The organism is Streptomyces wedmorensis, from assembly GCF_000716445.1.
Taxonomy (GTDB): Bacteria; Actinomycetota; Actinomycetes; order Streptomycetales; family Streptomycetaceae; genus Streptomyces; species Streptomyces wedmorensis.
Genome location: NZ_JNWK01000014.1, coordinates 86,437 through 110,784, shown reverse-complemented (window position 1 = coordinate 110,784; position 24,348 = coordinate 86,437). Strand labels below are relative to the sequence as shown.

19 protein-coding genes and 1 pseudogene are annotated in these 24,348 nt (G+C 70.3%); 10 read left to right on the top strand and 10 right to left on the bottom strand.

All coding sequences use genetic code 11. The features are described 5' to 3' along the window. Window positions 1–125: 125 nt before the first annotated feature. The 4 genes from OO54_RS14015 to OO54_RS14000 all read left to right on the top strand — a co-directional run bounded on the left by OO54_RS14015 (window position 126) and on the right by OO54_RS14000 (window position 5,252). On the top strand, window positions 126–572 hold the full coding sequence (locus OO54_RS14015; protein WP_157856482.1) for a hypothetical protein: 447 nt from the start codon (window positions 126–128) through the stop codon (window positions 570–572). 218 nt (window positions 573–790) lie between these two features. After that, the gene (locus OO54_RS14010; protein ID WP_033203180.1) at window positions 791–2,266 is read left to right on the top strand and encodes a hypothetical protein; all 1,476 of its coding nucleotides are present in this window, start codon (window positions 791–793) and stop codon (window positions 2,264–2,266) included. Between the two features lie 287 nt (window positions 2,267–2,553). Continuing rightward, window positions 2,554–3,900 (top strand): AAA family ATPase, encoded by a 1,347-nt coding sequence (locus tag OO54_RS14005; protein ID WP_418953239.1) that lies wholly within the window; start codon window positions 2,554–2,556, stop codon window positions 3,898–3,900. Between the two features lie 143 nt (window positions 3,901–4,043). Next, the gene (locus OO54_RS14000; protein WP_033203227.1) at window positions 4,044–5,252 is read left to right on the top strand and encodes a vWA domain-containing protein; all 1,209 of its coding nucleotides are present in this window, start codon (window positions 4,044–4,046) and stop codon (window positions 5,250–5,252) included. Window positions 5,253–5,408: 156 nt separating this feature from the next. On the opposite strand, the gene OO54_RS13995 is transcribed toward OO54_RS14000, so the two are convergent. Both OO54_RS13995 and OO54_RS13990 read right to left on the bottom strand, forming a co-directional pair. After that, complete coding sequence (locus OO54_RS13995) at window positions 5,409–6,317, bottom strand: hypothetical protein (protein WP_033203179.1); 909 nt, start codon at window positions 6,315–6,317, stop codon at window positions 5,409–5,411. 124 nt (window positions 6,318–6,441) lie between these two features. Further along, on the bottom strand, window positions 6,442–6,633 hold the full coding sequence (locus OO54_RS13990; protein WP_033203178.1) for a hypothetical protein: 192 nt from the start codon (window positions 6,631–6,633) through the stop codon (window positions 6,442–6,444). A gap of 165 nt (window positions 6,634–6,798) precedes the next feature. On the opposite strand from OO54_RS13990, the gene OO54_RS13985 reads away from it, so the two are divergent. Further along, the gene (locus tag OO54_RS13985) at window positions 6,799–7,281 is read left to right on the top strand and encodes a riboflavin biosynthesis intermediates N-glycosidase (RefSeq protein WP_051786935.1); all 483 of its coding nucleotides are present in this window, start codon (window positions 6,799–6,801) and stop codon (window positions 7,279–7,281) included. A gap of 40 nt (window positions 7,282–7,321) precedes the next feature. Here OO54_RS13985 and OO54_RS47365 read toward each other — a convergent pair. The 3 genes and pseudogenes from OO54_RS47365 to OO54_RS13975 form a co-directional block, all read right to left on the bottom strand. After that, window positions 7,322–7,583: pseudogene (locus tag OO54_RS47365) on the bottom strand (IS630 family transposase); the annotation flags it as partial. Between the two features lie 18 nt (window positions 7,584–7,601). Further along, on the bottom strand, window positions 7,602–8,219 hold the full coding sequence (locus OO54_RS13980) for a hypothetical protein (RefSeq protein WP_033203225.1): 618 nt from the start codon (window positions 8,217–8,219) through the stop codon (window positions 7,602–7,604). A 348-nt stretch (window positions 8,220–8,567) separates the two neighbouring features. Then, the gene (locus OO54_RS13975; protein ID WP_051786934.1) at window positions 8,568–8,978 is read right to left on the bottom strand and encodes a VOC family protein; all 411 of its coding nucleotides are present in this window, start codon (window positions 8,976–8,978) and stop codon (window positions 8,568–8,570) included. Between the two features lie 79 nt (window positions 8,979–9,057). Here OO54_RS13975 and OO54_RS46385 point away from each other — a divergent pair, with 79 nt between their 5' ends. The 5 genes from OO54_RS46385 (at window position 9,058) to OO54_RS13955 (ending at window position 18,371) form a co-directional block, all read left to right on the top strand. Continuing rightward, window positions 9,058–9,360 carry a hypothetical protein gene (locus tag OO54_RS46385; protein WP_167348135.1) on the top strand — a complete coding sequence of 101 codons (303 nt, stop codon included), beginning with the start codon at window positions 9,058–9,060 and terminating at the stop codon, window positions 9,358–9,360. Window positions 9,361–9,644: 284 nt separating this feature from the next. Then, a complete protein-coding gene (locus OO54_RS13970; RefSeq protein ID WP_234439230.1) occupies window positions 9,645–12,041 on the top strand; it encodes a M4 family metallopeptidase in 2,397 nt (798 codons plus the stop codon). 112 nt (window positions 12,042–12,153) lie between these two features. After that, the gene (locus OO54_RS13965) at window positions 12,154–14,592 is read left to right on the top strand and encodes a M4 family metallopeptidase (protein ID WP_033203176.1); all 2,439 of its coding nucleotides are present in this window, start codon (window positions 12,154–12,156) and stop codon (window positions 14,590–14,592) included. Between the two features lie 348 nt (window positions 14,593–14,940). Then, on the top strand, window positions 14,941–17,325 hold the full coding sequence (locus OO54_RS13960; RefSeq protein WP_425348019.1) for a glycoside hydrolase family 84 protein: 2,385 nt from the start codon (window positions 14,941–14,943) through the stop codon (window positions 17,323–17,325). Window positions 17,326–17,462: 137 nt separating this feature from the next. Beyond that, window positions 17,463–18,371: an ROK family protein gene (locus OO54_RS13955; RefSeq protein WP_033203175.1), complete on the top strand. Its 909-nt coding sequence runs from the start codon at window positions 17,463–17,465 to the stop codon at window positions 18,369–18,371. Between the two features lie 71 nt (window positions 18,372–18,442). Here OO54_RS13955 and OO54_RS13950 read toward each other — a convergent pair whose 3' ends face one another. From OO54_RS13950 to OO54_RS13930, 5 genes are all read right to left on the bottom strand, one after another. Then, window positions 18,443–19,720: an extracellular solute-binding protein gene (locus tag OO54_RS13950; RefSeq protein ID WP_033203174.1), complete on the bottom strand. Its 1,278-nt coding sequence runs from the start codon at window positions 19,718–19,720 to the stop codon at window positions 18,443–18,445. Between the two features lie 84 nt (window positions 19,721–19,804). Beyond that, entirely contained in the window at window positions 19,805–20,713 is a 909-nt protein-coding gene (locus tag OO54_RS13945) for a carbohydrate ABC transporter permease (protein WP_033203173.1), read from the bottom strand. After that, window positions 20,710–21,627, bottom strand: a complete 918-nt coding sequence (locus OO54_RS13940) for a carbohydrate ABC transporter permease (RefSeq protein WP_033203172.1) — start codon at window positions 21,625–21,627, stop codon at window positions 20,710–20,712. Before OO54_RS13940 ends, OO54_RS13945 begins: the two co-directional genes overlap by 4 nt. A 28-nt stretch (window positions 21,628–21,655) precedes the next feature. Then, on the bottom strand, window positions 21,656–22,915 hold the full coding sequence (locus OO54_RS13935) for an extracellular solute-binding protein (protein WP_033203171.1): 1,260 nt from the start codon (window positions 22,913–22,915) through the stop codon (window positions 21,656–21,658). Between the two features lie 308 nt (window positions 22,916–23,223). Next, window positions 23,224–24,024, bottom strand: a complete 801-nt coding sequence (locus OO54_RS13930) for a DeoR/GlpR family DNA-binding transcription regulator (protein WP_033203170.1) — start codon at window positions 24,022–24,024, stop codon at window positions 23,224–23,226. Window positions 24,025–24,348 lie beyond the last annotated feature (324 nt).

Sequence of the window (24,348 nt, the reverse complement as noted above, 5' to 3'; positions counted from 1 at the left end):
CTCTCTGGCTTCAACTGGCCTCTTTATGAACGTTGTTCATCCGCTTCTGGCCGCCCGCCCGCCGCCCTGTCCATCTTGGCGGCAGACAAGCGGATCGGCCGATCCGCAGAAGCGGGAGAGAGTGGATGACACGACTCGGACCTGCCGCACGAGCCGGACCGTCCACCGCCGCCGGGGCCGTGGTCGGAGCCGTCGCCACCGCCTTGACCCAGACCATCACCTGGCCGTTGGTGAGCGGCCTTGCGGTGTGCGTGCTCGGCATCATCGGCCTTGAGTACTGGAGCCGTTCCGGCACTCCCGCGCCCGCGGCCGCGCCGCAAGCGACCAGCCGCACGCGTTACGAAGAGCACGTCACAGGACACTCCCAGGTCACGGGAAGCGCCGGTCGGGCCACCCGTGGAGCCGAGGTGACGGTACGGGTGACGGGCGGATCGTCCCTGACCGATTCGCCCACGACCGCCCAGGGCGACGCAGAGGCGTCCCGCACGCTCGATGACCACTCCACCGTGAAGGACAGCCCCGTCCACGCGCAGGGCGAGGAGGGCCCGCAGCCCGGCCCCGAAGCTCCCTGAGATGCCCGAACGCCCGTCCTGGACGCCGACCAGGACGGGCGGCCTCTCGTCATATCGAGTCGCGCGGCGGCCGGGGCGGAGAGCGGAGCCGTGTCGCAGGGTGGGCGGGGCACTGCGATTCGCGGCTGACAGATCATCCGGGAGGTGTTTATGATGCGGGCGATGAAGAACATCTCCCTTATCGGATTGGGGGAATCGTCCGCGCAAGGTGAGTGCTGATGGCAGCTCACTTCGCGGAATCGATTCCCGACCGCCTCTTGATGTGGCAGCGCGTACGTGAGTACGCCGTGCCACCGTCCATGATCGAAATGGCGACCGCACGCCGTGCGACCGGTGACTGGGCGGGAGCCTGCGCCGTCGCCCGGATCGACGTCGATCTCGATCTGCGCGCCGTGCGCGTCCGTCACGGCACCGATCTCGTCGCCCGTCTCCGGGACGATCTGCGTCGGCTGGTGCCGGATCTGCTGCGCTGGCACATGCCTCGGATCGCCCCCGACGGGCGGCTGCGGCCCGGCCTCACCTTGTCGTTGGCCCGCTACGGAGGTCCCGGCGCACCGGGACCGCAGCTGGTGGTGCGGACGCCGCCTGCCTGGGCCGACGCGGGCCAGCGGATGTCCCTGGCGCTCTGGGAGGAGTGCCGGGGAGACGTGCCCAGACACCATCCGCATCCCCACCCCGACCGGCACTTCCGTCTCGATCTGCATCGTCACCTCTGGGACGGCACGCGGAGCGCCGAACTGGCCCGGCGGTGCGGCGTGGACGCACCGGACGGGCCCGTCGGCCACGACGTTGCGTGGCCGCCGGACCGCTGGGCGGCGGAGGCGGAGCTGTTGTTGCGGGCCGAGGGCCGCTCGCGCGGCGCCCTGACCGTACGGCTGGGTGCGCGCAGTCGTGCCGTGCTCGAACTCGTCGCCCCCGACGACAGCCACGTCCCGGTGCTCCGTCCGGTACGGGAGGTGTTGTCGCCGCAGCAGATCGCGGAGCTCCCGGTGCTTCCGGAGGCCGCGGCCCGTGCCCTTCCGGACCTGGAACTCGTACGAGCCGGGCTGTTCCGTGCGGAACGGCTCCACCCGCTGGTCGCGGCGGCGCTGTCGACGTCGGGACACGCGGGCCCTTCGGGCTCGTCGCCACCCGACCGGTCAGCGGCAGGCGCTCAACGCTGGGGGCCCGGGCCGGACTTCGTCCGGGACGCAGGCCTGGACGGCGGGTCGGCGGACCCGCACCGGGTCGAGTGTCTGGGCGAGGTACACCGGATCGCGCTGCGGGACGGGGTCCTGGCGGCGGTCGACCACGACCCGGCCCAGCTGGCCCGTGAGGGCCTGCTCATGGCGCTGGGCGGGCCGGGGCTGCCCTGCCTGCGGGCGATCGACGCGGTGCACCGCAGCCCAGAGGCGTTGCCCGCGGTCCGCGAGCGACTCGGCCACGGTGACGTGACCGGCGCCCTGGCCGTGGTCGAGGGGTTGCTCGGTCCCGGCGCGGTCCTGCGCGAGGGGCCCCTGCGTGACGCCCTGGAGGGTGCGGTGGCCGGTCGCCTCGGTCACGGGCTCTTCCGCTCGGGCCTGGTGCCGGTGCACCCTGCCGCGGATGTGACGGGGGACGACGGCTACCGGCCACGGCTCGACCGTCGTCTACCGCAGGAGTTGCACCGCAAGCGCGGCAGCCGTACCCGGCCACGGACCGGCTTGCACGGCTGAACGCCTGCGGGGACCCGCCATCCGCAGGACGACCGGTCGCCCCGGCCCCCTCATCCGGGGGGTGGCCGACCAAGCGTCCGCACCGCCCTGTCGCCCCCCGCCCCCGACCGAACACCCCGGGCCCGACCGGTCCGGGCCCCTACCGCACCCGGCGGCTCGACCGCCCCTGCGCCGGATGTCCGGCGCACCGCCCGTAACCCCCGGCCAGTACCGCGCTGTGCGGGCGCGCCGTGCACCGCACGCCGCTCGACCACGCCGGGGCTCCCGTCCACGAATCCACCCAGGTGATGCCCATGACTTCCAGCACCGTCCTCTCCGTATCCGTACCCGTGCCCGCTCCCGTACCCGTATCCGCTCCCGTACCCGTGCCCGCATCCGTATCGCCGGCGGCCGACCCCGACCGGCCGCAGCTCGGCCTTGCCGAAGACCTGCTGACCCTCCTGCGGACGACCACCACCGAGCCGCGCCCCGACGAGCAGTTGGAGGCACTGACCCTCGCCGTCGCCGCGGACCTGCCCGTGCTGCTCTGGGGCGAGCCGGGCATCGGCAAGACGGCCGCACTGACCCAGCTCGCCGCGTCCCTCGACCTGCCGCTGACCACGGTGATCGCCAGCGTCCACGAGCCGACCGACTTCTCCGGGCTGCCGATCGTGGGCGAGGACCCGGCGGTGAACGGGGTGCCCATGGCCCCGCCGCAGTGGGCCGTGGAGCTGGTGCGCGCCGGGCGGGGGCTGCTCTTCCTGGACGAGCTGTCCACCGCTACTCCCGCGGTCCAGGCCGCGCTGCTGCGGGTGGTCCTGGAGCGGAAGGTCGGCGCGCTGCAACTGCCGCCCGGGGTGCGGATCGTGGCCGCCGCGAATCCCCGCGCGTCGGCCGCGGACGGGTGGGAGCTGAGCCCGCCGCTGGCGAACCGGTTCGTGCACCTGTACTGGGTGCACGACCGGGAGGTGGTGGTGCGCGGTCTGGGCGGGGTGTGGCCGAGCGCGGAGCTGCCCCGGTTGGACGCGGCGGGGCTGGCGGACGCGGTGGCGTTCGCCCGCCGTGCGGTGTGCGGCTTCCTGAACACCCGGCCGACGTTGATCCACCGGCTGCCGACCACCGAGACGCGGCGCGGCGGTGCCTGGCCGTCGCCCCGCAGCTGGGAGGCCGCGATGACGCTGCTCGCCTTCGGCACGGCCGCTTCCGTCTCCCGGGACGTGCTGGCGCTGCTGGTCCGGGGTGCGGTGGGGGACGGGCCCGGCCTCGAACTGCTCGCCCACATCGACCGGATGGAGCTGCCCGATCCGGAGGTGCTGCTGGCCGACCCCGGCGTCGCCGAGCTGCCCGAGCGAGGCGACCTGCGCCAGGCCACGCTGGACGCGGTGGTGGCCGCCGTCGGCGCGCACCCGGCGCGGGACCGCTGGGAGGCGGGCTGGGCGGTGCTGGTCAGGGCGCTGGAGACCGGTGCACCGGATCTGCTGGTCGGCCCGGCGAAGGCGCTGGCCGCGTTGCGGCGCGAGGGCTGGGAGGTGCCGGAGGCGGTGGAACGCCTCTCCTCGGTGGTCGGCCTCGCCCGACGGGCGGAGAATTCGGTGGTCCGGACCGCGGCCGCCGCCGGTGCCGGTGCCGGGAGCGCGGCTGGCGGATGCGCATGACCGGGGCCGTGAAGCAGCCGAAGCAGCGGCCGGCGAACCCGTCGGCGCGCCCGCTGCCACGTCCGATGTCCCCTCCCCCGCCGCCGCGGCCGGTACGGGCCGCCGTGCCCGGCCTGCCGCCGGGACCCGTCGTTCCTCTGGACATGGAGAAGCTGCTGGCCGCCCGGCTGCACGCGGTCGCGGTCCGCCCGTACCTCGCCACTGCGCTCTTCGCACTGCACGTGGTGGAGGACGGGTCGGTGCCGACCATGGCGGTGGACGCGTACTGGCGCTGCTACGTCTCCCCGCTGTTCGTGGCTCGCACCCCGCTCGAAGAGCTGGCCGGCGTGTGGGTGCACGAGGTCTCCCACCTGCTCCGTGACCATCACGGCCGGAGCGAGCGGTATGCGCGGGAGCACGGGGAGGACGGGCGGCCCGGGCAGCGGCTCCGGCAGAACATCGCGGCGGACTTCGAGATCAACGACGACATCTACGGTGACGGTCTGCCGATGCCGACCGGGGCGGTACGGCCGTCGATGCTGGGCCTGCCGGACGGACTCCTGATGGAGGAATACCTGCGGACGTCCTCCATGGCCGGCCGCACCTCGCGGCTGGCCTGGCTGGACTGCGGCAGCGGTGCGGACGGGCACGCACGGCCCTGGGAACTGGGGCCCGAGGGGGCGCACGGGCTGAGCCGACAGCAGCGGGACGCGGTGCGCTTCCGGGTGTCCGAGGCGATCACCGGCCGGCCGGGGGAAGCTCCGGAAGGCTGGCGGCGGTGGGCGGACGAGGCCTTCCATCCCCCGCAGCCGTGGCGGCAGTTGCTCGGCGCCGCGGTCCGCGCGGCCGCGGGCGCCCCGGGTACCGGCGAGGACCACAGCTACCGGCGCCCGTCCCGGCGTTCGGCCGGCGTGCCCGGCGTCGTGCTGCCGAGCCTGCGCCGGATGCCGCCCCGCGTCTGCGTCGTGATCGACACCTCCGGCTCGGTGAGCGACGCGGAACTGGGCAGCGCGCTCCTGGAGGTGGCGGCGATCTCACGGGCCGTGGGCGGACGCCGCGACCTCGTCTCGGTCATCTCCTGCGACGCGGCCGCGGGCGTCGCCGTACCCCTGTGCCGCGCCGAGAACCTCGAACTGATCGGTGGCGGCGGTACGGACCTCCGGTCCGGCTTCGCCCGGGCCCTGCGGTCCAATCCCCGCCCGGACGTGATCGTCGCCCTGACGGACGGCCAGACGCCGTGGCCCTCCGCGCAGCCACCCTGCCGCACGGTCGTCGGGCTCTTCCCGCGTGCCCCCCACGCCGTGGACGAGAACGACCCGGACTACACCCCCGACGTCCCACCCGCCTGGGCACGTGTCGTCCCCATCGGATAGCAAGGCGACGGGCTCGGGCTCGGGCTCGGGCTCCGGGATGGGACGGCCACTCACCTGCGTGCCGGTCGAACCGTGACGTGTACGACCTCCGGCCGCGCCGGGCCCTGCGTAGTCGGCGCGCGTAGTCGGCGCCCGCGTAGTCACGCCTGTGGAGGGTCAGCCGGCCGGCGGGGCCGGTGCGGTGCGGAGCTGGGCGACCTGGGCGCGGTGACGGGACCGCTGGATCCGGCGCTCCTCGGCCTCCGCGAGCACTGCGGCCCTGGCCTCCTCCCCCGCGGGGTCGAACGGTGCCGGGGAGAAGCGGCCGCCGGAGGCCCGGACGTGCCGTTCCCAGTCGTCCTGCCAGAACTCCACTGTCCAGCCCGGCCACAGTTTCGGTATCTCGTACGCCTGCGTGGAGGAGGCGAGGGACCACCAGCCCAGGCGGTGGCGTTCCGGATCAAGGTGGATTCCGGAGTTCACGTGCAGGCGGCACAGTCCGTGTTCGGGGGCGTCCGCCAGGCGGTCGAGCAGGGAGACACCCTCACGAACGGGGTGGCCGAAGGCGCCGGAGGCGACGTGGCAGTGGTCGGTGCCGACGGTGCCGACGGTGCCGACGGTGCCGACGGTGACTACCACATCGCCCGGGTCCGGCCCCGCCAGGTCCTCGTCGTCGGCGGCGAGAAACGGGGCTGTGGAGAGGGCGGATCCGGGCCGGCGGACGTACTCCGGATCCAGCCCGACGTACTTACGCAGCTCAGCCGCGCCGTCGTACGACCAGTGGACCTTCCAGCCCTGCCACGCCGCCCGGATCAGCTCGAAGGTGGCCGCGCGGTGCCGGAGCTCGGTGCTCGGCCCCTCCCCTGCGAAGAACAGCAGGACCTTCTGGCCGAGGTCGAGCAGCACTCCCGCCTGGGCCAATTCCTCGTCCAACCACCAGTCGTCCTGACGGAGTTCGGGGAGCATGGCGAGCACGGCCTCCGGTCCGTCCAGCAGGTCGAGGTCGATCCCCACCGCCCAGCCCGTCCGGTACAGCTCGTGCGTTCCGTTCTCGCGGACCACGATGACGTTGGCTCTGTCTCCCATGAGGACAGGATGGCCAGCACCACCCGCCGCTGACCAGCCGATTCTCGGCGGTTCGACGAGGGGCGGTCCACGGAGCGGGATCCCTACGCCGTCCCGGGTCAGGCATCCCAGGCACGAGGACGGTTCAGCCGGCGGTGAGTGAACGTGGCCAGATGCCCATCTGGTGGGCGACTACAGGATCGGATCGCCAGCTGTGCATGAGCTCTGCGTCGTCCATGTCGAGTACTGCGAGGCCGACGGATTCAGCCCGCCAGGAAAGCTCCCTTTCAGCCTCCGCTTCATGCTCGTCGCCCGCGATCCTGATGTCTTCGGTCATAGGCGGATGCTATGGGTGCCTTCCGGCCGGGACCACCGTGTTTCTCCCCTCCACGGCGCGCGTCGTGATGCCTGGTCACCGACCGACTCTGGCGACGAAAACCGGTTGCGGGGGCTGGGGCGTTCCTGACACGGTGCGGGCTTCCGTGACACGCGTGAGGTTCCCATGACGATTTACTTCTATGGCGCCGACGAAGTCCCTTATGGATGCTTCTCGAACTTTTCCGATCACGGCTTTGACCTCGACGGGGTCTGGTGGCCGACCCCGGAGCACTACTTCCAGGCGCAGAAGTTCAAGGGCACTCGTCACGCTGATCTCATCCGGCGTGCGCGCACGCCGCTTCGGGCGGCGGAGCTGGGCCGTGACTCGTCCAGACCTCTGCGGAGGGACTGGGAGCGGGTCAAGGACGACGTGATGCGCCGTGCGGTGGCAACCAAGTTCCGCGCGCATGCCGATATCCGTGACATTCTCCTGTCCACCGGTGACGAAGAGATCGTCGAAGACACCACCACCGATCACTACTGGGGTCGGGGCAGGACCGGGAACGGCAAGAACATGCTTGGGCGGATTCTGGTGCGCACCCGCAACCAGTTGCGCGCCGAACTCGCCGAAGCCCCCGACGGCGACAGCGGCCGCCCGAGGCGGTGATCCGGGAAACGTGTGCGGTGTGCCGCATGCTCAGGACGGTTCAGGCCACGGCCTCGAGGATGGGGTGACCTCCCCGGAGGATGCCCTTCTCGCCGCGGATGCGGACGCTTTCTCGGCGTTGGGCGGCGAGTATGTCGGCGTGACGGGCGTTGGCGTTGCACGAGCGCAGGTAGACGTGCAGGGCCCGGGTCTGGACGGTGTGGTTGGGGTGGTTGGAGTCGGCGATGGTGAAATTGCCTCAGCGGTCCGAAGTGCGCCTCGATCGGATTGGCCCAGGAGTCGTGGGTCGGGGTGAAGCACACTGGACGACAGCGACTCGCTCAGTCGTCGAACCACACTACGAGGCGCACGTTGTCGTCACCATGCTGTGCTGCGAGTGCTTCCATGGCCTTCCAGACGGGTTGCCACTCGCCGGTTTCGGTGACGGCGTGTCTGCGGCGGATGGTGACTGCTCTGTAGAGCGTGTCCCCGACGAGCCACTGACTTCCTTCGGGCCAGTTCCGGTGTTCACCGGTTTCGAGACCTACAGCCTCGGCGAAGGCAGGGCTCCAGGAGGCTTTGCCCGTCATCCTGAGGCCGTCCGGGGTCTGGCGGTACTGGTGAAGCCGGCTGTCGGTCTTCTCTGCGAGCTCGTCCCAGTCGACGGCTTTCACCTCGGCCCATGTGATCCACGTGGTGCCGTGGAAACCATCCTCGCCGTACCACTCGGTCAGCTGCGCGAAGCGTGCGGTCACGGTGGCCGAGGCGTCGGCGGGCAGGCCTCGGTTTGCAGCCAGGGGGCGGAAGTTGGCGTAGTTGCGGACCCCGAAGAGGCAGCCGAACGCATCGTAGTTGCGGATGTCGTTGAGGGAGGAGAGGTCGTGCGCGGTGGACCAGGCAGCCTCCCGACCGCCCTGCGCCGCTCGATATTCGAGGAATCCGCTCATGTCTGTACCCATGCCGGACATTCTCTCGATCCCGAAAGGTCAGCCTGGACGTGCTCGATGCGCCCGACCGCCCAGGGGGAGAGTTCGTCTTCGTGGCACGACTTCCGTGATCTCCCGCGATCCTCGACGTTCAGGTGGCGCGCCAAGCGCGGGTAGGGGCGGCCGGTCTCTTGGTACGACCAGAGTGTCGACGGCGCCTTGGGGGCGGCGGCGGTGAGGGGGACGGGGCCGGGCGGAGCGGGGGTGTGACCGACGGCAGCCGTCGGAGGGTTCGTCGCTTCCCTGCCGCGCGGTCGCCCCCCGACTCCCGCCATTCGTAGTCAGGTTGGAGGCTCACTCATTCGTAGTCAGGTCGGAGGCTCACTTGGTCGGGTGCTGCGGGACGCTTGCCACCCCTGACGCCTGTCCACTGAGCGCGGCGTCCAGGGTCTCCTGGGCCATGCGCATCGCGTCGGCGTACTTCGGCTCGGACATGCGTTGCCAGGCCCGGTCCGGTGCGATGTCCTCGACCCGGCTCATGACCCACCAGATGTCGCCGAAGGGATCCTGGACCCGGCCGTCGCGATCTCCCCACGCGCTGTCAGCGGCTTCGGTGATCACCTGCGCCCCGTGCGTGACGGCGGTCGCCATGGCGGCGTCCGCGTCGGGGACGTAGACCCGCAGCAGCGAGGGCATCGCCGGCCGGTCGGGCCGCCGGTCGAAGGCCAGGACGACCGTAGGGAATCTCGTGGGGATCGACGGCGTCTGCGCTCTCGCGTCCTCGCTCGGCAATGATCGAGGCTCATCGAGCCCAGGGTCCCCACCACCGTGGCGGCGGCGGGTCCGCCGGCGCCGAGGTGGGCTGGTCGGGGTGCAGGCCGAGCCGCTGAAGGGCATCGGCACGGAAGCGGACGGCGACGGTGCCGTGCCAGTGGCCATCCGGGCGCACACCACACATCAAGTCGATCTCGACCTCGTCGTCGGCGAAGGGGTACCAGTCGATACCGCGGTCCCGCAGTCAAACCGCCGTCAGGTGGCCTGGCTGCGGGTGGCCGGCGACGTTCTCGAAGCAGAAGAGGGTCACCCATCCGGAAGGCTGATCGCGCATGGCGACATCTTGCCGCAGCGCGCGAGCCGGCCGCTTGACCCTTTTCCTTCGCGCAGCCCCGCTTAAGCAGCGCCGACGGTCCTATGCCGTAGGTGCGACCACTCGCAGGTCCAGACCACACAGGACATCTGGAGGCGTGGATTCCAGCCAACCTGCGTCGGCGTAATGACGAGTTAACGCAACCATGGCACTCTTCTGAGCAATCTGACGCAGAGAACATGCTCGTAACGCGCAGTCTCTCGGCGGCAGTTGATCGCGCACCACTTCGTCGGTTCCGTCGAGGCGGCTCGGACCGAGCCGCCCGATTCATCAACGGCCGAGACCCTCGGTCGTCAGTCAAGGAGCTCAGAGTGAGACGTTCTTCCCGAAAGGCTGTCAGCGCGGGAGTGCTGATAGCCGGTGCCGCCATGGTCGCCGCGACGCTTCCGGCCGGCACCGCGCACGCCGGCTCTCCGGCCCCGGCGGGGGCGCGGGCCGCTTCCGCCGGCGCCACGCCCCGGGCCGGTGCGCTGCAGGTCGGGCTCAGCCCGGCCGAGCGTGCCGCCCTGGTCGCCGACGCCACGGCCAGGCGCGCTGCCACGGCCAAAGCCCTGGGCCTGGGTGCGCAGGAGGCGTTGGTGGTCCAGTCCGTGCTCAAGGACGCGGACGGCACGGTGCACACGCGTTACGACCGCACCTACGCCGGCCTTCCGGTCCTGGGCGGCGAGCTGATCGTGCACGCGGCAGCGAACGGCACCGTCAGGGAGGTCACCAAGGACACCAAGGCCACGATCAGCGTCGCCTCCACGAAGGCCGCCAGGAGCGCAGAGTCGGCGAAGGCAGTCGCGCTGGCCAAGGCCAAGGCCGAGGGCTCGAAGGCCCCGAAGGCCGGCCTGGTCCGCAAGGTGGTCTGGGCCGGCTCGGGCAAGCCGGTCCTGGCCTGGGAGGCCGTGGTCGGCGGGCTCCAGCACGACGGCACCCCCAGCCGGATGCACGTGATCAGCGACGCGACCACCGGCGCCGAGATCTTCGCGTACGACGAGATCCACACCGGCGTCGGCAACAGCCAGTACAGCGGCCAGGTCACCATCGGGACCTCGGGATCCGCGGGCAGCCACACCATGAACGACACCCCCCGTGGCGGTCACAAGACCTACGACATGGGCCACTCGTCCAACGACAGCCAACAGGGCACTCTGTTCACCGACGCCGACGACGTCTGGGGCAACGGCCTGCCGGCCAACACGCAGACGGCCGGCGTGGACGCGCACTACGGCGCCCAGCTGACCTGGGACTACTACAAGAACGTCCATGCCCGCAACGGCATCAGGAACGACGGTGTGGCCGCCTACTCCCGGGTCCACTACGGCGACGCCTACGTCAACGCCTTCTGGGACTCGTCCTGCTTCTGCATGACCTACGGCGACGGTGACGGCAACGCCCATCCGCTCACCTCTATCGACGTGGCCGCCCACGAGATGACGCACGGCGTCACCGGCAACACCGCCCGCCTCATCTACAGCGGCGAGTCCGGCGGCCTGAACGAGGCCACCTCCGACATCTTCGCCGCCGCGGTGGAGTTCTCGGCGAACAACGCCAACGACGTCGGCGACTACCTGGTCGGCGAGAAGATCGACATCCGCGGGAACGGCACCCCGCTGCGCTACATGGACCAGCCCTCCAGGGACGGCAAGTCCAAGGACTACTGGTACTCCACCCTCAGCGAGGTCGACGTCCACTACTCCTCCGGACCGGCGAACCACTGGTTCTACCTGGCCTCCGAGGGCAGCGGCGCCAAGACGGTCAACGGAGTCAGCTACAACAGCCCGACCTACGACGGGCTGCCGGTCACCGCGATCGGCCGGGACGCCGCGATGAAGATCTGGTACCGCGCGCTGACCACCTACATGACCGGCTCCACCAACTACGCCGGCGCCCGCCTCGCCACCCTCCGGGCCGCCTCCGACCTGTACGGCGACGGCAGCGCCACCTACGTCCACACAGCCAACGCCTGGGCCGCCGTCAACGTCGGCGCCCGCCTCCCCCTGGGCGTGAGGATCACCGACCCGGGCAACCAGTACACGGCGGTCGGCACCGCCGGGAGCCTGCAGGTCAAGGCCATCAGCACCAACTCCGGCCCGCTGACCTACTCGGCCACCGGCCTGCCCGCCGGACTGTCGATCAACGCCTCCACCGGCCTGATATCCGGCACCGCGACCACGCTGGGCACCAGCAACGTCACGGTCACGGTGAAGGACTCCACCAACGCCTCCTCCACCGCCGCGTTCCCCTGGAAGATCTACACTCCCGGCCCGTGCAACCCGGTGCAGCTGCTCGGCAACTCCGGCTTCGAGTCCGGCGACACGGCATGGACCGCCACCGCCGGTGTCATCGACAACGGCATCAAGACGCAGCCGCGCACCGGTACGTGGAAGGCCTGGATGGCCGGCTACGGCCGGACGCAGACCGACACCCTGTCTCAGACGGTGACCATCCCGGCCGGGTGCCCCGCCACCCTGACGTACTGGCTGCACATCAACACCGACGAGATCATGAGCACGGTGTACGACACGCTGAAGGTCCAGGTGAACGGGACCACCCTGGCCACGTACTCCAACCTGGACAAGAACACGGACTACGTGAAGAAGACCTTCGACCTCTCCGCCTTCGCCGGACAGAGCGTCACCCTGAAGTTCACGGCCGCGGAGGACTACGCCTTCCAGACGTCCTTCATGCTCGACGACGTCACCCTCACCGTCACTCCCTGACTTCGCGCACGACCGATGCCCCGGCGCTGAACATCGGCGCCGCTCCCCGGGCGGCTCCGTCGTCCGCCCGGTGTCCGGCCGAGCCCCTCGGCCACCGTCCTAGGAGTTCACTGTGAGACGTTCCCCCCGCAAAGCCGTCGCCGCGGGTGCCCTGATAGCCGGCGTCGCCATGGTCGCCGCCGCGCTTCCCGCCTCCGCGCTTCCCGCCTCCACACTTCCCGCCCCCGCCGCCACGGGCACCCAAGCACCGGCCGCCTCCCTCAGCCCGGCGCCCCGAGCCGGCGCTCTGAAGGCGGCGCTCACCCCGGCCCAGCACGCGGCGCTGCTCGCCGACGCGCAGGCGCACCGCGCCACCACCGCCCATGCCCTGGGCCTGGGCGCGCAGGAGCAGTTGCTGCCGAAGTCCGTCCTGAAGGACGCCGACGGCACGCTGCACACCCGCTACGAGCGCACCTTCGCCGGCCTGCCGGTCCTCGGCGGAGACCTGGTCGTGCACTCGGCCGCCAACGGCGCTGTCAAGAGCGTCACCAAGGCCACCCGGGCGACGATCGCCGTCGCCTCCACCACCGCGGTCAAGACGGCCGATTCGGCGAAGTCCTTCGCACTGGGGCGCGCCAACTCCGAAGGCGCCACGTCCCCGAGGGCGGACTCGGTCCGCAAGGTCGTCTGGGCCGCCGCCGACAGACCCACCCTGGCCTGGGAGACCGTCGTCGGCGGCGTGCAGCACGACAAGACCCCCTCCGAACTGCACGTCATCACCGACGCGGCCACCGGCGCCAAGCTCTTCGAGTACCAGGCCGTCAAGAACGGCACCGGCAACAGCCAGTACGCCGGCCAGGTCACCCTCGGCACTTCCGGGTCCGCCGGCAACTACAGCATGATCGACAACACCCGCGGCGGCCACAAGACCACCGACCTCGACCACGCCTACGACGACCCCTTCGGCGGCAACATTCCCGTCGGCACGACGTTCACCGACCCCGACGACGTCTGGGGCACCGGCGCGCCCGGCAACGCGCAGACCGCCGGTGTGGACGCCGCCTACGGCGCGCAGCTGGCCTGGGACTACTACAAGAACGTCCATGCCCGTAACGGCGTCAGGAACGACGGCGTGGCGCCCCACTCCCGCGTCCACTACGACAACATCTACCGGAACGCGTTCTGGTGGGAAGCCTGCTTCTGCATGACCTACGGCGACGGCTACTACAACGCCAACCCGCTCACCTCGATCGACGTCGCGGCGCACGAGATGACGCACGCCGTCACCGGCTACACCGCCGGCCTGATCTACAGCAACGAGTCCGGCGGCCTGAACGAGGCCACGTCCGACATCATGGCCACCACCGTGGAGTTCTGGGCCCACAACTCCGCCGACGCCGGTGACTACCTCATCGGCGAGAAGATCAACATCGACCTCGACGGCAAGCCGCTGCGCTACATGGACCGGCCGTCCAAGGACGGTGCGTCCAAGGACTCCTGGTACTCCGGCATCGGCGGCATCGACGTCCACTGGTCCTCCGGCCCGGCCAACCACTGGTTCTACCTGGCCTCCGAGGGCAGCGGCGCCAAGACGGTCAACGGAGTCAGCTACAACAGCCCGACCTCCGACGGCCTGCCGGTCAACCCGATCGGCCGCGACACGGCCGCGAAGATCTGGTACCGGGCGCTGACCACCTACATGACCTCCAACACGAACTACGCAGGCGCCCGCACCGCCACCCTCCAGGCCGCCGCCGACCTGTACGGGGCGAGCAGCCCCACGTACAAGAACGCCGCCAACGCCTGGGCCGCGGTCAACGTCGGCCCCCGCATCACCCAGGGCGTGACGCTGACCAACCCCGGTGACCAGGTCTCCCAGACCGGCACGGCGGTGAGCCTGCAGATCCAGGCCGTCACCAGCAACGCCGGCGGTATGACCTACACGGCCACCGGCCTGCCCGCGGGCCTGAGCCTCAACGCCTCCACCGGCAAGATCACCGGCGCTCCCACCACGGCCGGCAACCACACCATCACGCTCACCGCCACGGACTCCACCGGCGCCCTCGACACCGTCTCGTTCTCCTGGCTCACCTACGCCATCGGCGCCTGCACCACGACGCAGCTGCTCGGCAACGCGGGCTTCGAGTCCGGCAACACCGCGTGGACCACGACCGGCAACGGCACCGTCATCAGCAACGACAGCTCCTGGCTGTTCCCCCGCACCGGCACCTGGAAGGCGCTGGTGGGCGGCAACGGTGCCAGGGTCAGCGACACGCTGACGCAGACGGTGTTCGTCCCCTACGGCTGCAAAGCCACCGTCAGCTTCTGGCTGCGCGTCGTCACCAACGAGAGCACCACGACCACCCCGTACGACCAGCTGACCGTCACGGCCAACGGCACCACCCTGGCCACGTACTCCAACCTGAACGCGTCCACCGGCTACGTGCAGAAGACGGTCGACCTCGCCCCTGTCGCCGGACAGAACGTCACCTTGAAGTTCACGAGCACGGAGGACACGGCCACGCCGACCTACTTCCTGCTCGACGACACCGCGCTCACCGTCCACAACTGAACCGGCCGCCGACCGATCACCCCGGAACGGGTCGAGCCTCGCGTCTCGCGCCCGACGGCACTCCGTAACGCCTGAAGAGCTCTGACGCCGGCCGCATCACCGACCGGAAACCGATCACGCCGCATCACACCCGACCGCTCCGCTGCGCGCCTGTCACGGTGGGCAGCGGAGTGGTCATGGTGCCCACGGGAGCTCGCCAGGACGACCACTCCCGACAAGTGGTCTAGACAACAAATCAAGCCCGTGCGAGCGTGTACCGCCCAGATTTCTCCAACAACCCTGTCAATTCAAGCAGTTGTGCAGGGCTCCCGGTCAGGCAGCCCTGCCTCTCCCCCGTCGGAGGCAGCCGTGAAGAGACCCCGCTCCCTACTCAGCACCTCGCTCCTCGTCGCACTCGTCGCCGGACAGATGAGCCTGGGACAACCGGCCCACACCGCACCTTCCGTCACCGCCGCACTTCCTTCCGTCTCCCCCACGCCCCGGTCGATCGACAGGTCGGGAACGGACGCCGTGGTCACCGGGCGGGTCCTCGTGGCCGCCGACGACCGCACCGACCGGGCCGCGCGTGACCGCCTCGTAAGCGAGTTGCGGGCCCACGGAGCCGAGAGGGTGGACGTCGTGGCGCCGGGTCACACCGGCGCGCGCGGTCTGCTCACCGTACGGCTGGGGCCCGCGTCGAGGCCCGACATCGCCGCGGCCCTCGCCGGCACGACCGTTCCCGGCCACCCGGAGGGCTACGCGCTGCGGGTGACCGCGGACGCCCCGGAGCGGCAGGTCGCGCTGGGCGGCACGGACGGCTCCGGGCAGTACTACGCCGTCCAGACCTTGCGGCAGCTCTTCGTCCGCACCGCCGACGGCGGCTGGAGCATCGCGGGCGCCCGCGTCAGCGACCATCCCTCCATGCCCCTGCGCGGCACGATCGAAGGCTTCTACGGCGCGCCGTGGACCCCGGCCGAGCGCCTGGACCAGATGGACTTCTACGGCGACGTCAAGGCCAACACCTACGTGTACGCCCCGAAGGACGACCCGTACCACCGGGACAGGTGGCGTCAGCCGTACCCGTCGGACAAGCTCGCCGAGCTGGGCGGGCTGATCGAGCGGGCGAACGCCAACCACGTGGCGTTCACCTTCGCCGTGTCGCCGGGCGCGTCCATCTGCTACTCGGACCCCGCGGACCGCGCCGCGCTGAAGGCGAAGCTGGAGACCGTCCACGACCTGGGTGCCCGGGCGTTCTCCATCCCGCTGGACGACATCGACTACACGTCGTGGAACTGCGACGGGGACCGGAAGGCCTACGGGGCTCCCGGACGTGCCGCCGCCGCACAGGCACAGGTGGACCTGCTCAACGACCTCCAGCGCACCTTCGTCGCCGCCCGCCCGGGGACGCGGCCCCTGCAGATGGTGCCCACGGAGTACGGGGACCTCGGCGACTCGGCGTACAAGCGGACCGTGCGGGCCTCCCTCGACCCCGCGGTCGTCGTCATGTGGACCGGCACCGACGTCGTTCCCCCGTCGATCACCAACGCGCAGGCGGACGCGGCCTCGAAGCTGTTCGGCCGCAAGGTCTTCGTCTGGGACAACTACCCGGTCAACGACTTCGGCGCCACCAGCGGCCGGCTGCTGCTCGCCCCGTACGACAAGCGCGAGGCCGGACTGTCCGCGCATCTGAACGGCATCGTCGCCAACCCCATGAACCAGCCCTACGCCAGCAAGATCGCGGTGTTCGGCGCCGCCGACTTCGCGTGGAACGACCGCGGTTACGACGCCGGCGCGAGCTGGACCCGGGCCATGGACTATCTCGCGGGCGGCGACGGCGCGGCGGCCGCGGCGCTCCGCGTCTTCGCGGACCTGGAGCACCTCGCGCCCACCTTCGGAGCGACGCCGTGGCAGGAGCAGGCGCCCGAACTGAGCCGCAGGGTCGAGCGTTTCTGGACGGACTGGAACGCCGGTCTGCGCACCGAGGCCCTGGCCGCACTGCGGATGTACGCCGTCTCCGTCGCAGAGGCTCCGGCACGGATCCGCGCCGGAGCGGTGCAGGAGGGCTTCGTGGCCGACGCGGACGCGTGGCTCGACGCCACGGAGCTGTGGGGCCGCGCGACGGTCGCCATGGTGGACGCCGTCTCCGCGCGCCGGACGGGCGACCGAGATCGCTCCCAGGAGCTGCTCGCCCACTCCCGTGACCTCCAGGAACAGGCCGGTGCGGTACGGGTCGACCCGGCGCGCAACACCTGGGGGAAGGCCCGGACCAAGGTCGGCGACGGCGTCCTCGACGCCTTCCTCGTACGGTCCGACGTCATGCTGGAGCTGTGGGACGTGGCCGGCGGCGGCGAGAACCTCGCGTTGAAGGGCACCGCGACGGCGTCCAGCGTCGAGGCCGACCTCGACCGGCTGGCCGCCCGTCACGTCAACGACGGTTCCACCGGCACCCGATGGGCCTCCGGGTACGGCGACGACGAGTGGGTGCAGGTCAGGCTCGCGACGCCGGCCCGAATCGCCGCGGTGACCCTCGCCTGGGAGGCGGCGTGCGCCGCCGAGTACCGCATCGAGACCTCCGAGGACGGCGTGAACTGGACCTCCGCCGCCACCCGCCGACCGTCGGCCTGCGGCAACGACGTCATCCGACTCGCCTCCGACCGCCCCGTCACCCACGTCCGCATGCAAGGCGTTGCGCGCGCCACCTCCTGGGGCTACTCCCTCTACGAGATGGCCGTCTACGGCGCTCCCGTGACGTAGCGAGTTCCGGCGGGTGGGGCAGGAGCGAGGCGATGGCGTGTCACGGGCCCCACGCGCCCAGAATTGCTCAGTAGTGCTCACTAGGGCTATAAATAGCCCATGTTCGAGCACTACTGATGCAAGAAACGGATCGGTGTATGAACGTCGTCGCTCTGGAGGTTGGCGGGGCGTACATCAAGGGCTGTGTGCTCGGACCCGACGGCGTCCTGCGGGAACGGGAGCGCTGGTTCACCCGCCCGGAGCGAGGGCCGGACGCCGTGCTCGAGACGGTACTGGAATGCGCCGCCACCCTTGCCCGGCGCAGCCGCGCGGTGGCGGCAGGGATCGTGGTGCCCGGCGTCGTGGACGACAGGTCCGGCAGCGCGGTTCTCGCCGGTGCGCTGGGATGGCGGGAGATGCCGGTGCGGGGTTGGGTCGCCGAGCACCTGGAGATGCCCGTGGCCTTCGGCCATGACGTGCGCGCCGGTGGGCTCGCCGAGGCACGCCTCGGGGCCGGCCGGGGCAGCCGGAACTTCCTGTTCGTCTCCGTCGGCGCGGGAATCGCCGCCGCGTGGGTGCTCGACGGTCAGGTCGTGCCGGGAGCTCAAGGCGGAGGAGGCGAGCTCGGGCACCTCGTGGTCCGGCCCGGCGGCGAACTCTGCCACTGCGGTGGGCGGGGTTGCCTGGAGACCGTCGCCTCCTCCCTCGCGCTCACCCGTCGGTACTCCCTGCTCACGAGGTGGCGCGGGGTCGGCGCGGGCGAGATGTACCACCGCGCCGACGCGGGCGATGCCGTCGCCCGCGCCGTCTGCGCGGAGGCCGTGGAGGCGCTGGCGGCCACCCTCGCGACGGCCGTCACCCTGTACGCCCCCGAACGGCTGGTCATCGGCGGAGAACTGGGCGGCGCGGGCGGGGGACGCCTCGCCCCGCTCCGGGATGCCCTGGCCCGACGGCTGACCTTCCAGGCCATGCCCGAGGTGCTGCCCGCCGCCTTCGGGGATCGCTCGGGGTGCATGGGAGCGGCCCTCCTCGCCCAGGAGCTTCAGCGCGAGGTCGCCGCCGCCTGACGGCGGCGGCGACGGTGGCGCGCGTGGGTGGGCTCGGCGCGGCGATCCGTGGCCGCCGGGGCCTTCCGCCCCTATTCCTCGTGTGCCTGCTCGGCCAGGGAGGCGTCGCCGGCGATCCGGCGCAGGGCCTTGGCGGGGCTTCCCCCGTCGGTCATCGCGCTGCCGATGGTTCTCTTGGTGCTGTCTCCCACGGCGCCCCACGAGGTCTTGCCCACGGGTGGCAGGACCGACGTCGGCAGCTCGTGCAGGAACTCGCGGAGGTCCCGGTGCCGGTCGTCCGCCTCCATCTGCTGGGTGACCGAGACGGTGACCGGCAGGAGGTTGTTGCGTGCCGCGAACTCGCGCACGTTCTCGTCGCTGAAGAGGAAGTCGAGGAAGCTGCCGATCTCCCGGGGGTGCCCGTTGCGCTTGAACGCCATGATCCAGTCGACCACCGCGGGTGCGGCACGGGACTTGCCGTCGCGGCCGGGCACGGGCACCTTGCCGACGTCGATGCCGGCGGCCCGCGCAGGCTGGAGGAGGGAGGGATGCCCGTTGACCATGCCCACCTCACCGCGTACGAACGCCGAGTAGGCGTCCTTGCGGTTGAGGCGTTCGGGCGGGACGGGACCCGTGAGTCCCGTCTTCACGAGGTTCTCCTTGACCCAGTCCAGGCTGTCGACGTTCTTCTGTGAGTCGATCTCGTAGGAGCCGTTCAGTCCCGTGTAGCCACCGCCGCCTCCGAGCATCCAGGCCATCGCCTCGATCTGCGCCTCCTCGGGACCCAACGGCACTGCCATGGGGTACGCGATGCCGGTGCGGTCCTTCAACTGCTGGGCTGCGGACTTCAGTTCGGCCCATGTCGTCGGCGGCTTCTCGATGCCCGCCCGGTCGAACGCCTGCTCGTTGTAGAAGAGGAGCCGCGTCGAGGACGTGAACGGCATGCCGTACTGCGTCCCCCGGTACCGCCCCTCTTCGGCGAGTGCGGGCAGGAAGTTCGTTTCCACGGGGATCGAGAGCAGGCTGTCGACGCGGTAGAGGTCGCCCCGCTCGGCGAACTCCGCGTACGAGGCGATCTGCGCCATGTCGGGGGCCTCGCCGGCCTTGACCATGTCCGCCACCTGGCGGTCGATGTGGTCCCAGGAAACGATCTCCACTTCGATGTTGACGCCGGGGTGCGCGGACTCGTAGGCACGGACGACCTCTGCCCAGTACCGCTCGGTGCTGTCGGACCGGCCGGCGGCCACCTCGTAGTCGGCGGCCACCAGCCGCAGGGTGACCTCGCCGGAGGTGTCCACGCAGCCCGCCGACGTCAAGCAGAGCACGAGAGCGGTGGCGGCTGCGGTCAGGGCATGTCGGTGCTGGGGCACGGGTTCTTCCCTTTGCTGTGCGCGACGTGAAGGCCCGCCCCTTGCCGGTCGTCGGGCGGGCGGCAGGGAGCGGGCGGGCGGTGGTTACTTGACGGAGCCGGCGGTGAGGCCGGAGACGACCTTGCGCTCGATGAGCGCGAAGAGGACGACCACGGGCACGATGGCGATGACCGAGCCGGCGAACAGGTAGTTCCACTGGACGGTGTAGTTGCCGATGAAGCTGTTGATGCCCACCGTGAGGGGCTGGTTCTCCGGAACGGTGGAGAGGGTCAGGCCCATGACGAACTCGTTCCACGCGGCGATGAAGGTGAAGATCATCGCGGTGACGACGCCGGGCATCGCCAGCGGCAGGGTGATCCGCAGGAGCGCGCCTCCGCGCCCGAGTCCGTCGATCATGGCGGCTTCTTCGAGTGCCTCCGGGATCGAGGAGAAGTACGCGGTGAGGATCCAGATCGCGAAGGCCAGGTTGAAGGCCCCATTGCAGAGGATCAGGGTCCAGACCGAGTTGAGCATGTCCAGCTGGTAGAACTCGCGGTAGAGGCCGACCAGCAGCGACGTCGGCTGGAACATCTGTGTGATGAGCACCAGCAGCAGGAAGAGCTTGCGCCCGCGGAACTTCATCCGGGCGGTGTAGTACGCGGCGGGGATGGCCACGAGCAGGACGAGCAGGGTCGATCCGGCGGAGACGAGCAGGGTGACGCGGAGGTTGTCCCAGAGGTGGGACTCGCGCCACACGTCGATGAAGTTGGCCCACTCGAAGTCGCTCGGCAGGTAGGTGGCGTCCCGCAGTTCGTGGGCCGGCCGGAGCGCGGTGACCACCATCTCCAGGTACGGCAGCAGGAACACCGCGGCCAGGAGCCACGCGGCCGCCGCGGTCAGCAGGACGCGCGGGGTGACGGCCCGCGGGCGCCGGGCCCGCGGGGGTGCGGAGGGGGTCGTGGGGTGGGGGGCGGGGGCCGTGGACCGTACGGCCGTGAGGGTGCGCTGCGTCATCGGTTCTCCTCCTGGTTCCAGCGGGCGGCCTTGAGGAAGAGGACGACCATGACCACGACGAGGGCGAAGTTGACGACGGACATCGCCGCGGACTGGCCGATGTCGGCGTTCTTGAGCTGGTACATGAAGACCGTGGTGGTGGCGGTGTCGCTGTCCGGGCCGCCGCGGGTCATGCTCCAGATGATGGGGAACGAGTTGAAGACGTTGATCAGGTTGATCACCATGCCGACGAGCAGCGCCGGGCGCAGCAGCGGCAGGGTGATCCGCAGATACGTCTGCCAGGTGTTCGTACCGTCGACCTTGGCCGCCTCGTAGACCTCGGTGGGGATGGTCTGGAGTCCGGCGAGCAGGGTGTAGGTGGTGAAGGGCAGCGAGACGAAGACGGCCACGAACATCATCCACGGCCAGGCGGTGGACGGGTCACCCAGCCAGTCCTTGGGGCCGTCGATGAGGCCGAGGTCCTTCATGACGGTGTTGAGGACGCCGGACGTCTGGTTGAGCATCCACTTGAAGCCGATCGCGGTCATCACCAGCGAGGCGGCCCACGGTGCGATGAGCGCCCAGCGGGTGACGCGGCGGCCGGGGAACCGCTGGTTGAACAGCTGGGCCAGTGCCAGGGAGATCACCATCGTCGTGGTGACCACGACGATGGTCCACATGACGGTGGAGACGACGACCGAGGGCAGTGCCGGATCCTCGAACAGCTGCTTGTACTTGTCGGTTCCGGCCGAGCCGCGGACGAAACCGCTGCTGCTGATCTTCAGGAACGAGGTCCGGACCATCTCGTAGACGGGCCAGAGCACGACCAGGACGATGAGCAGGGTCGCGGGTCCGATCCAGGGCAGTGGGCCGAGGCGGGCCAGGCCGCCCGGGCCCTTGCGGCCGGGGCGGGTGGCGGATGAGGTGGTGGACACGAGGTGCCTTCCGTGACGTGGCGCGGGCCTACTGGTCGGCGACCGCTGCCTCGGCCTTCTTCTGGAGCTCGCCCAGCACCTTCGCGGGGTCGTTCACGGCGGTGCCGCCGCTCTTCTTGATCTCGGCCGAGACGGCGTCCCAGGTGGTGTCGCCGAGCGGGTAGAAGACGGCGTTCGGCAGCAGTGTGAAGAAGGGCTCGAGGTCCTTGTGCTTGCCGTTCGCGGTCATCTCCTTGAGGGTGTCCTCGGTGACCGGCATGAGGTTGTACGTCTCGTCGAACTTCAGCGTGTTCTCCTTGGAGTACGCGAAGTCGAGGAACTTGCGGACCTCTTCCTTGTGGCCGCCGTCCTTGAACGCCATCATCCAGTCGGCGACGCCGAGGGTGGACGCCAGGGGTCCGGACTTGCCGGGGATGGGCGCGACGCCGTAGTCGACCTTGCCGTCCTTGGACATCTGGATCAGTGAGGGGTGTCCGTTGAGCATGGCGGTCTTGCCCGCCGCGAAGTCGGCGAAGGCGGTCTTGCGGTCGGTGGTGGCGGGGTTGGCGTAGGTGAGGCCGGGGCCGACGAGGTTCGTCTTCAGCCAGGAGAACGCCTCGACGTTGGCCTTGGCGTCGAGGGTGTAGCCGCCCTTGGCGTCCGTGTAGCCGCCGCCGTTTCCGAGCTCCCAGATCAGGGACTCGCCCTGTGCCTCCTCGGGGCCGAGGGGAAGGGCGTACGGGGTGACGCCGGGGACCTTGGCCTTGATCTTCTGCGCGGCGGCCTTGAGTTCGTCCCAGTTCCTGGGCGCCTCGGTGATGCCGGCCTTGGCGAACAAGGTCTTGTTGTAGAAGAAGGCACGCGCGGAGGAGACGAACGGGATGCCGTACTGCGTGCCGTCGACCTCGCCGGCCTTGGCGAAGCTGTCGATGAGGTTCTTCCTGGTGGGCTCCGACAGCACCTCGTCGGCCTTGTACAGGAGGTCGTCGGCGACCTTGTCGGCGTAGCCGCCCGTCTGGAGGACGTCCGGCACGTTGCCGCTCTGGATCATCGTCTTCACCTGGGAGTCGATGTCGTTCCAGTTGATGACCTGGACGTCGACCTTGATCTTCGGGTTGGCGGCGGTGAAGCGCTGTGCCACGTCGTTCCAGTAGGCGGTCGAGCTGTTCGACGCCTTGTCTCCGTAGTCCGCTGCGACGAGCTTCAGGGTCACCTCGCCGTTCGCCGAGGCGCCGCCGTCCTTGCCACCGCAGGCCGTGAGAGTGAGCACGCCTATGGTGCAGGCCGCCACGAACATCCGCTTGTTCATCGTCAGTACCGCCTTTGTGTGTACCGGCCGTCGGGCGATGTGCGGCCGGTGGGGTGCAGGAACGACAGCAGCTCGGAGCGTGCATGAACCTGGGCGCTGCTCCAGGCTTTCGCTCAGTAACGAGCATCTGCTGTGGTGGAAGTAAACACGATGACGGGGCTTGGATGCCAGGGGCCGTTACGCGAACGATGCCGAATCGTCCGGATGTTGGGCGTCGTGGATGGCTCCTGGGGCCGGACAGCACACCGCCCCCCGCGCGTCCTGGGACGCGCGGGGGGCGGTGTGGGTGTGTTCGGTGGCGAGTGCCCTCAGACGGTGATCACTTCGATGCCGGCCTCGGTGAGCCTGGCCGCCATCTCCGGGGCGATCCCGGAGTCGGTGACGACGGAGTCGACACGGTCGAGGCCGCAGATCCTGGCGAAGGCGCGCTTGCCCATCTTGGAGGAGTCGGCGACCAGGACCACCCTGCGTGCGCGCTCCGCGAAGAGCCTGCTGATGCTGGCCTCGTCCTCCTGGTGCGTCATGACGCCCAGCTTGGCGTCCACACCGTCGGCGCCCAGGACCGCGACGTCCAGCACCACCTCGTTCAGCACTCCCGCCGCCAGCGGCCCCACCAGCTCGTAGGACTGCGGCCGGGCGACCCCGCCGGTCACCACGATCTTGAACTGCGGACGGACCGCCAGCTCGCCGGCGATGTTCAGCGCGTTGGTCACCACGGTGTACAAGGGGCCGGAATGCCCGTCTCCCGAGTCGCCCGCGCCTCCACCCGTCCGCAGGGCCAGCGCACGGGCCACCTCGGTGCTCGTCGTCCCCCCGTTGAGACCGATGACGTCTCCCGCCGTCATCAGGTCCGCCACCGCCCTGGCGATGCGCTGCTTCTCGGAGGCCCGACGGGAGGACTTGTAGCGCAACGGGAGCTCGTACGACACACCGTGCGCGATCGCCCCGCCGCGGGTGCGGACGAGAAGCCGCTGCTCGGCCAGTTCGTCGAGGTCACGGCGAATGGTGGCGGGTGACACGTCGACGACGACAGCGGCCTGTTCCACGTCCAGCCTGCCCTCCACCGCCAGCAACTCGAGCAACCTGCTCCACCGCTCCTGCTTGGACATGTGCCGCAACCCTTCCCTGCCCTGAGACGTCCGAACCGCACGCCCGAGTCCCCGACGGTCCGCCGGCCCTGATGGAGCCGTCGGACCGGTGCTCCATGCGCGAAGTTGATCGTAGCGCGCCTGCATCGAGCATCACGGTGGATCGGTCGCCACCGCTCGTGAAGAGCTTTCCCGCCCTGCACCGCTCCCCGAGCGGGTCCGCTCGACAGCAGCTCCAAGCGTCTGGACTGATTGAACATGCTCGCTTTATGCTTCATGAGAGCAGAATCAAGCACTCTTCATGGTCACCGGCCCTGCTGTCGGTACCTCACGCCCGGTCACCGC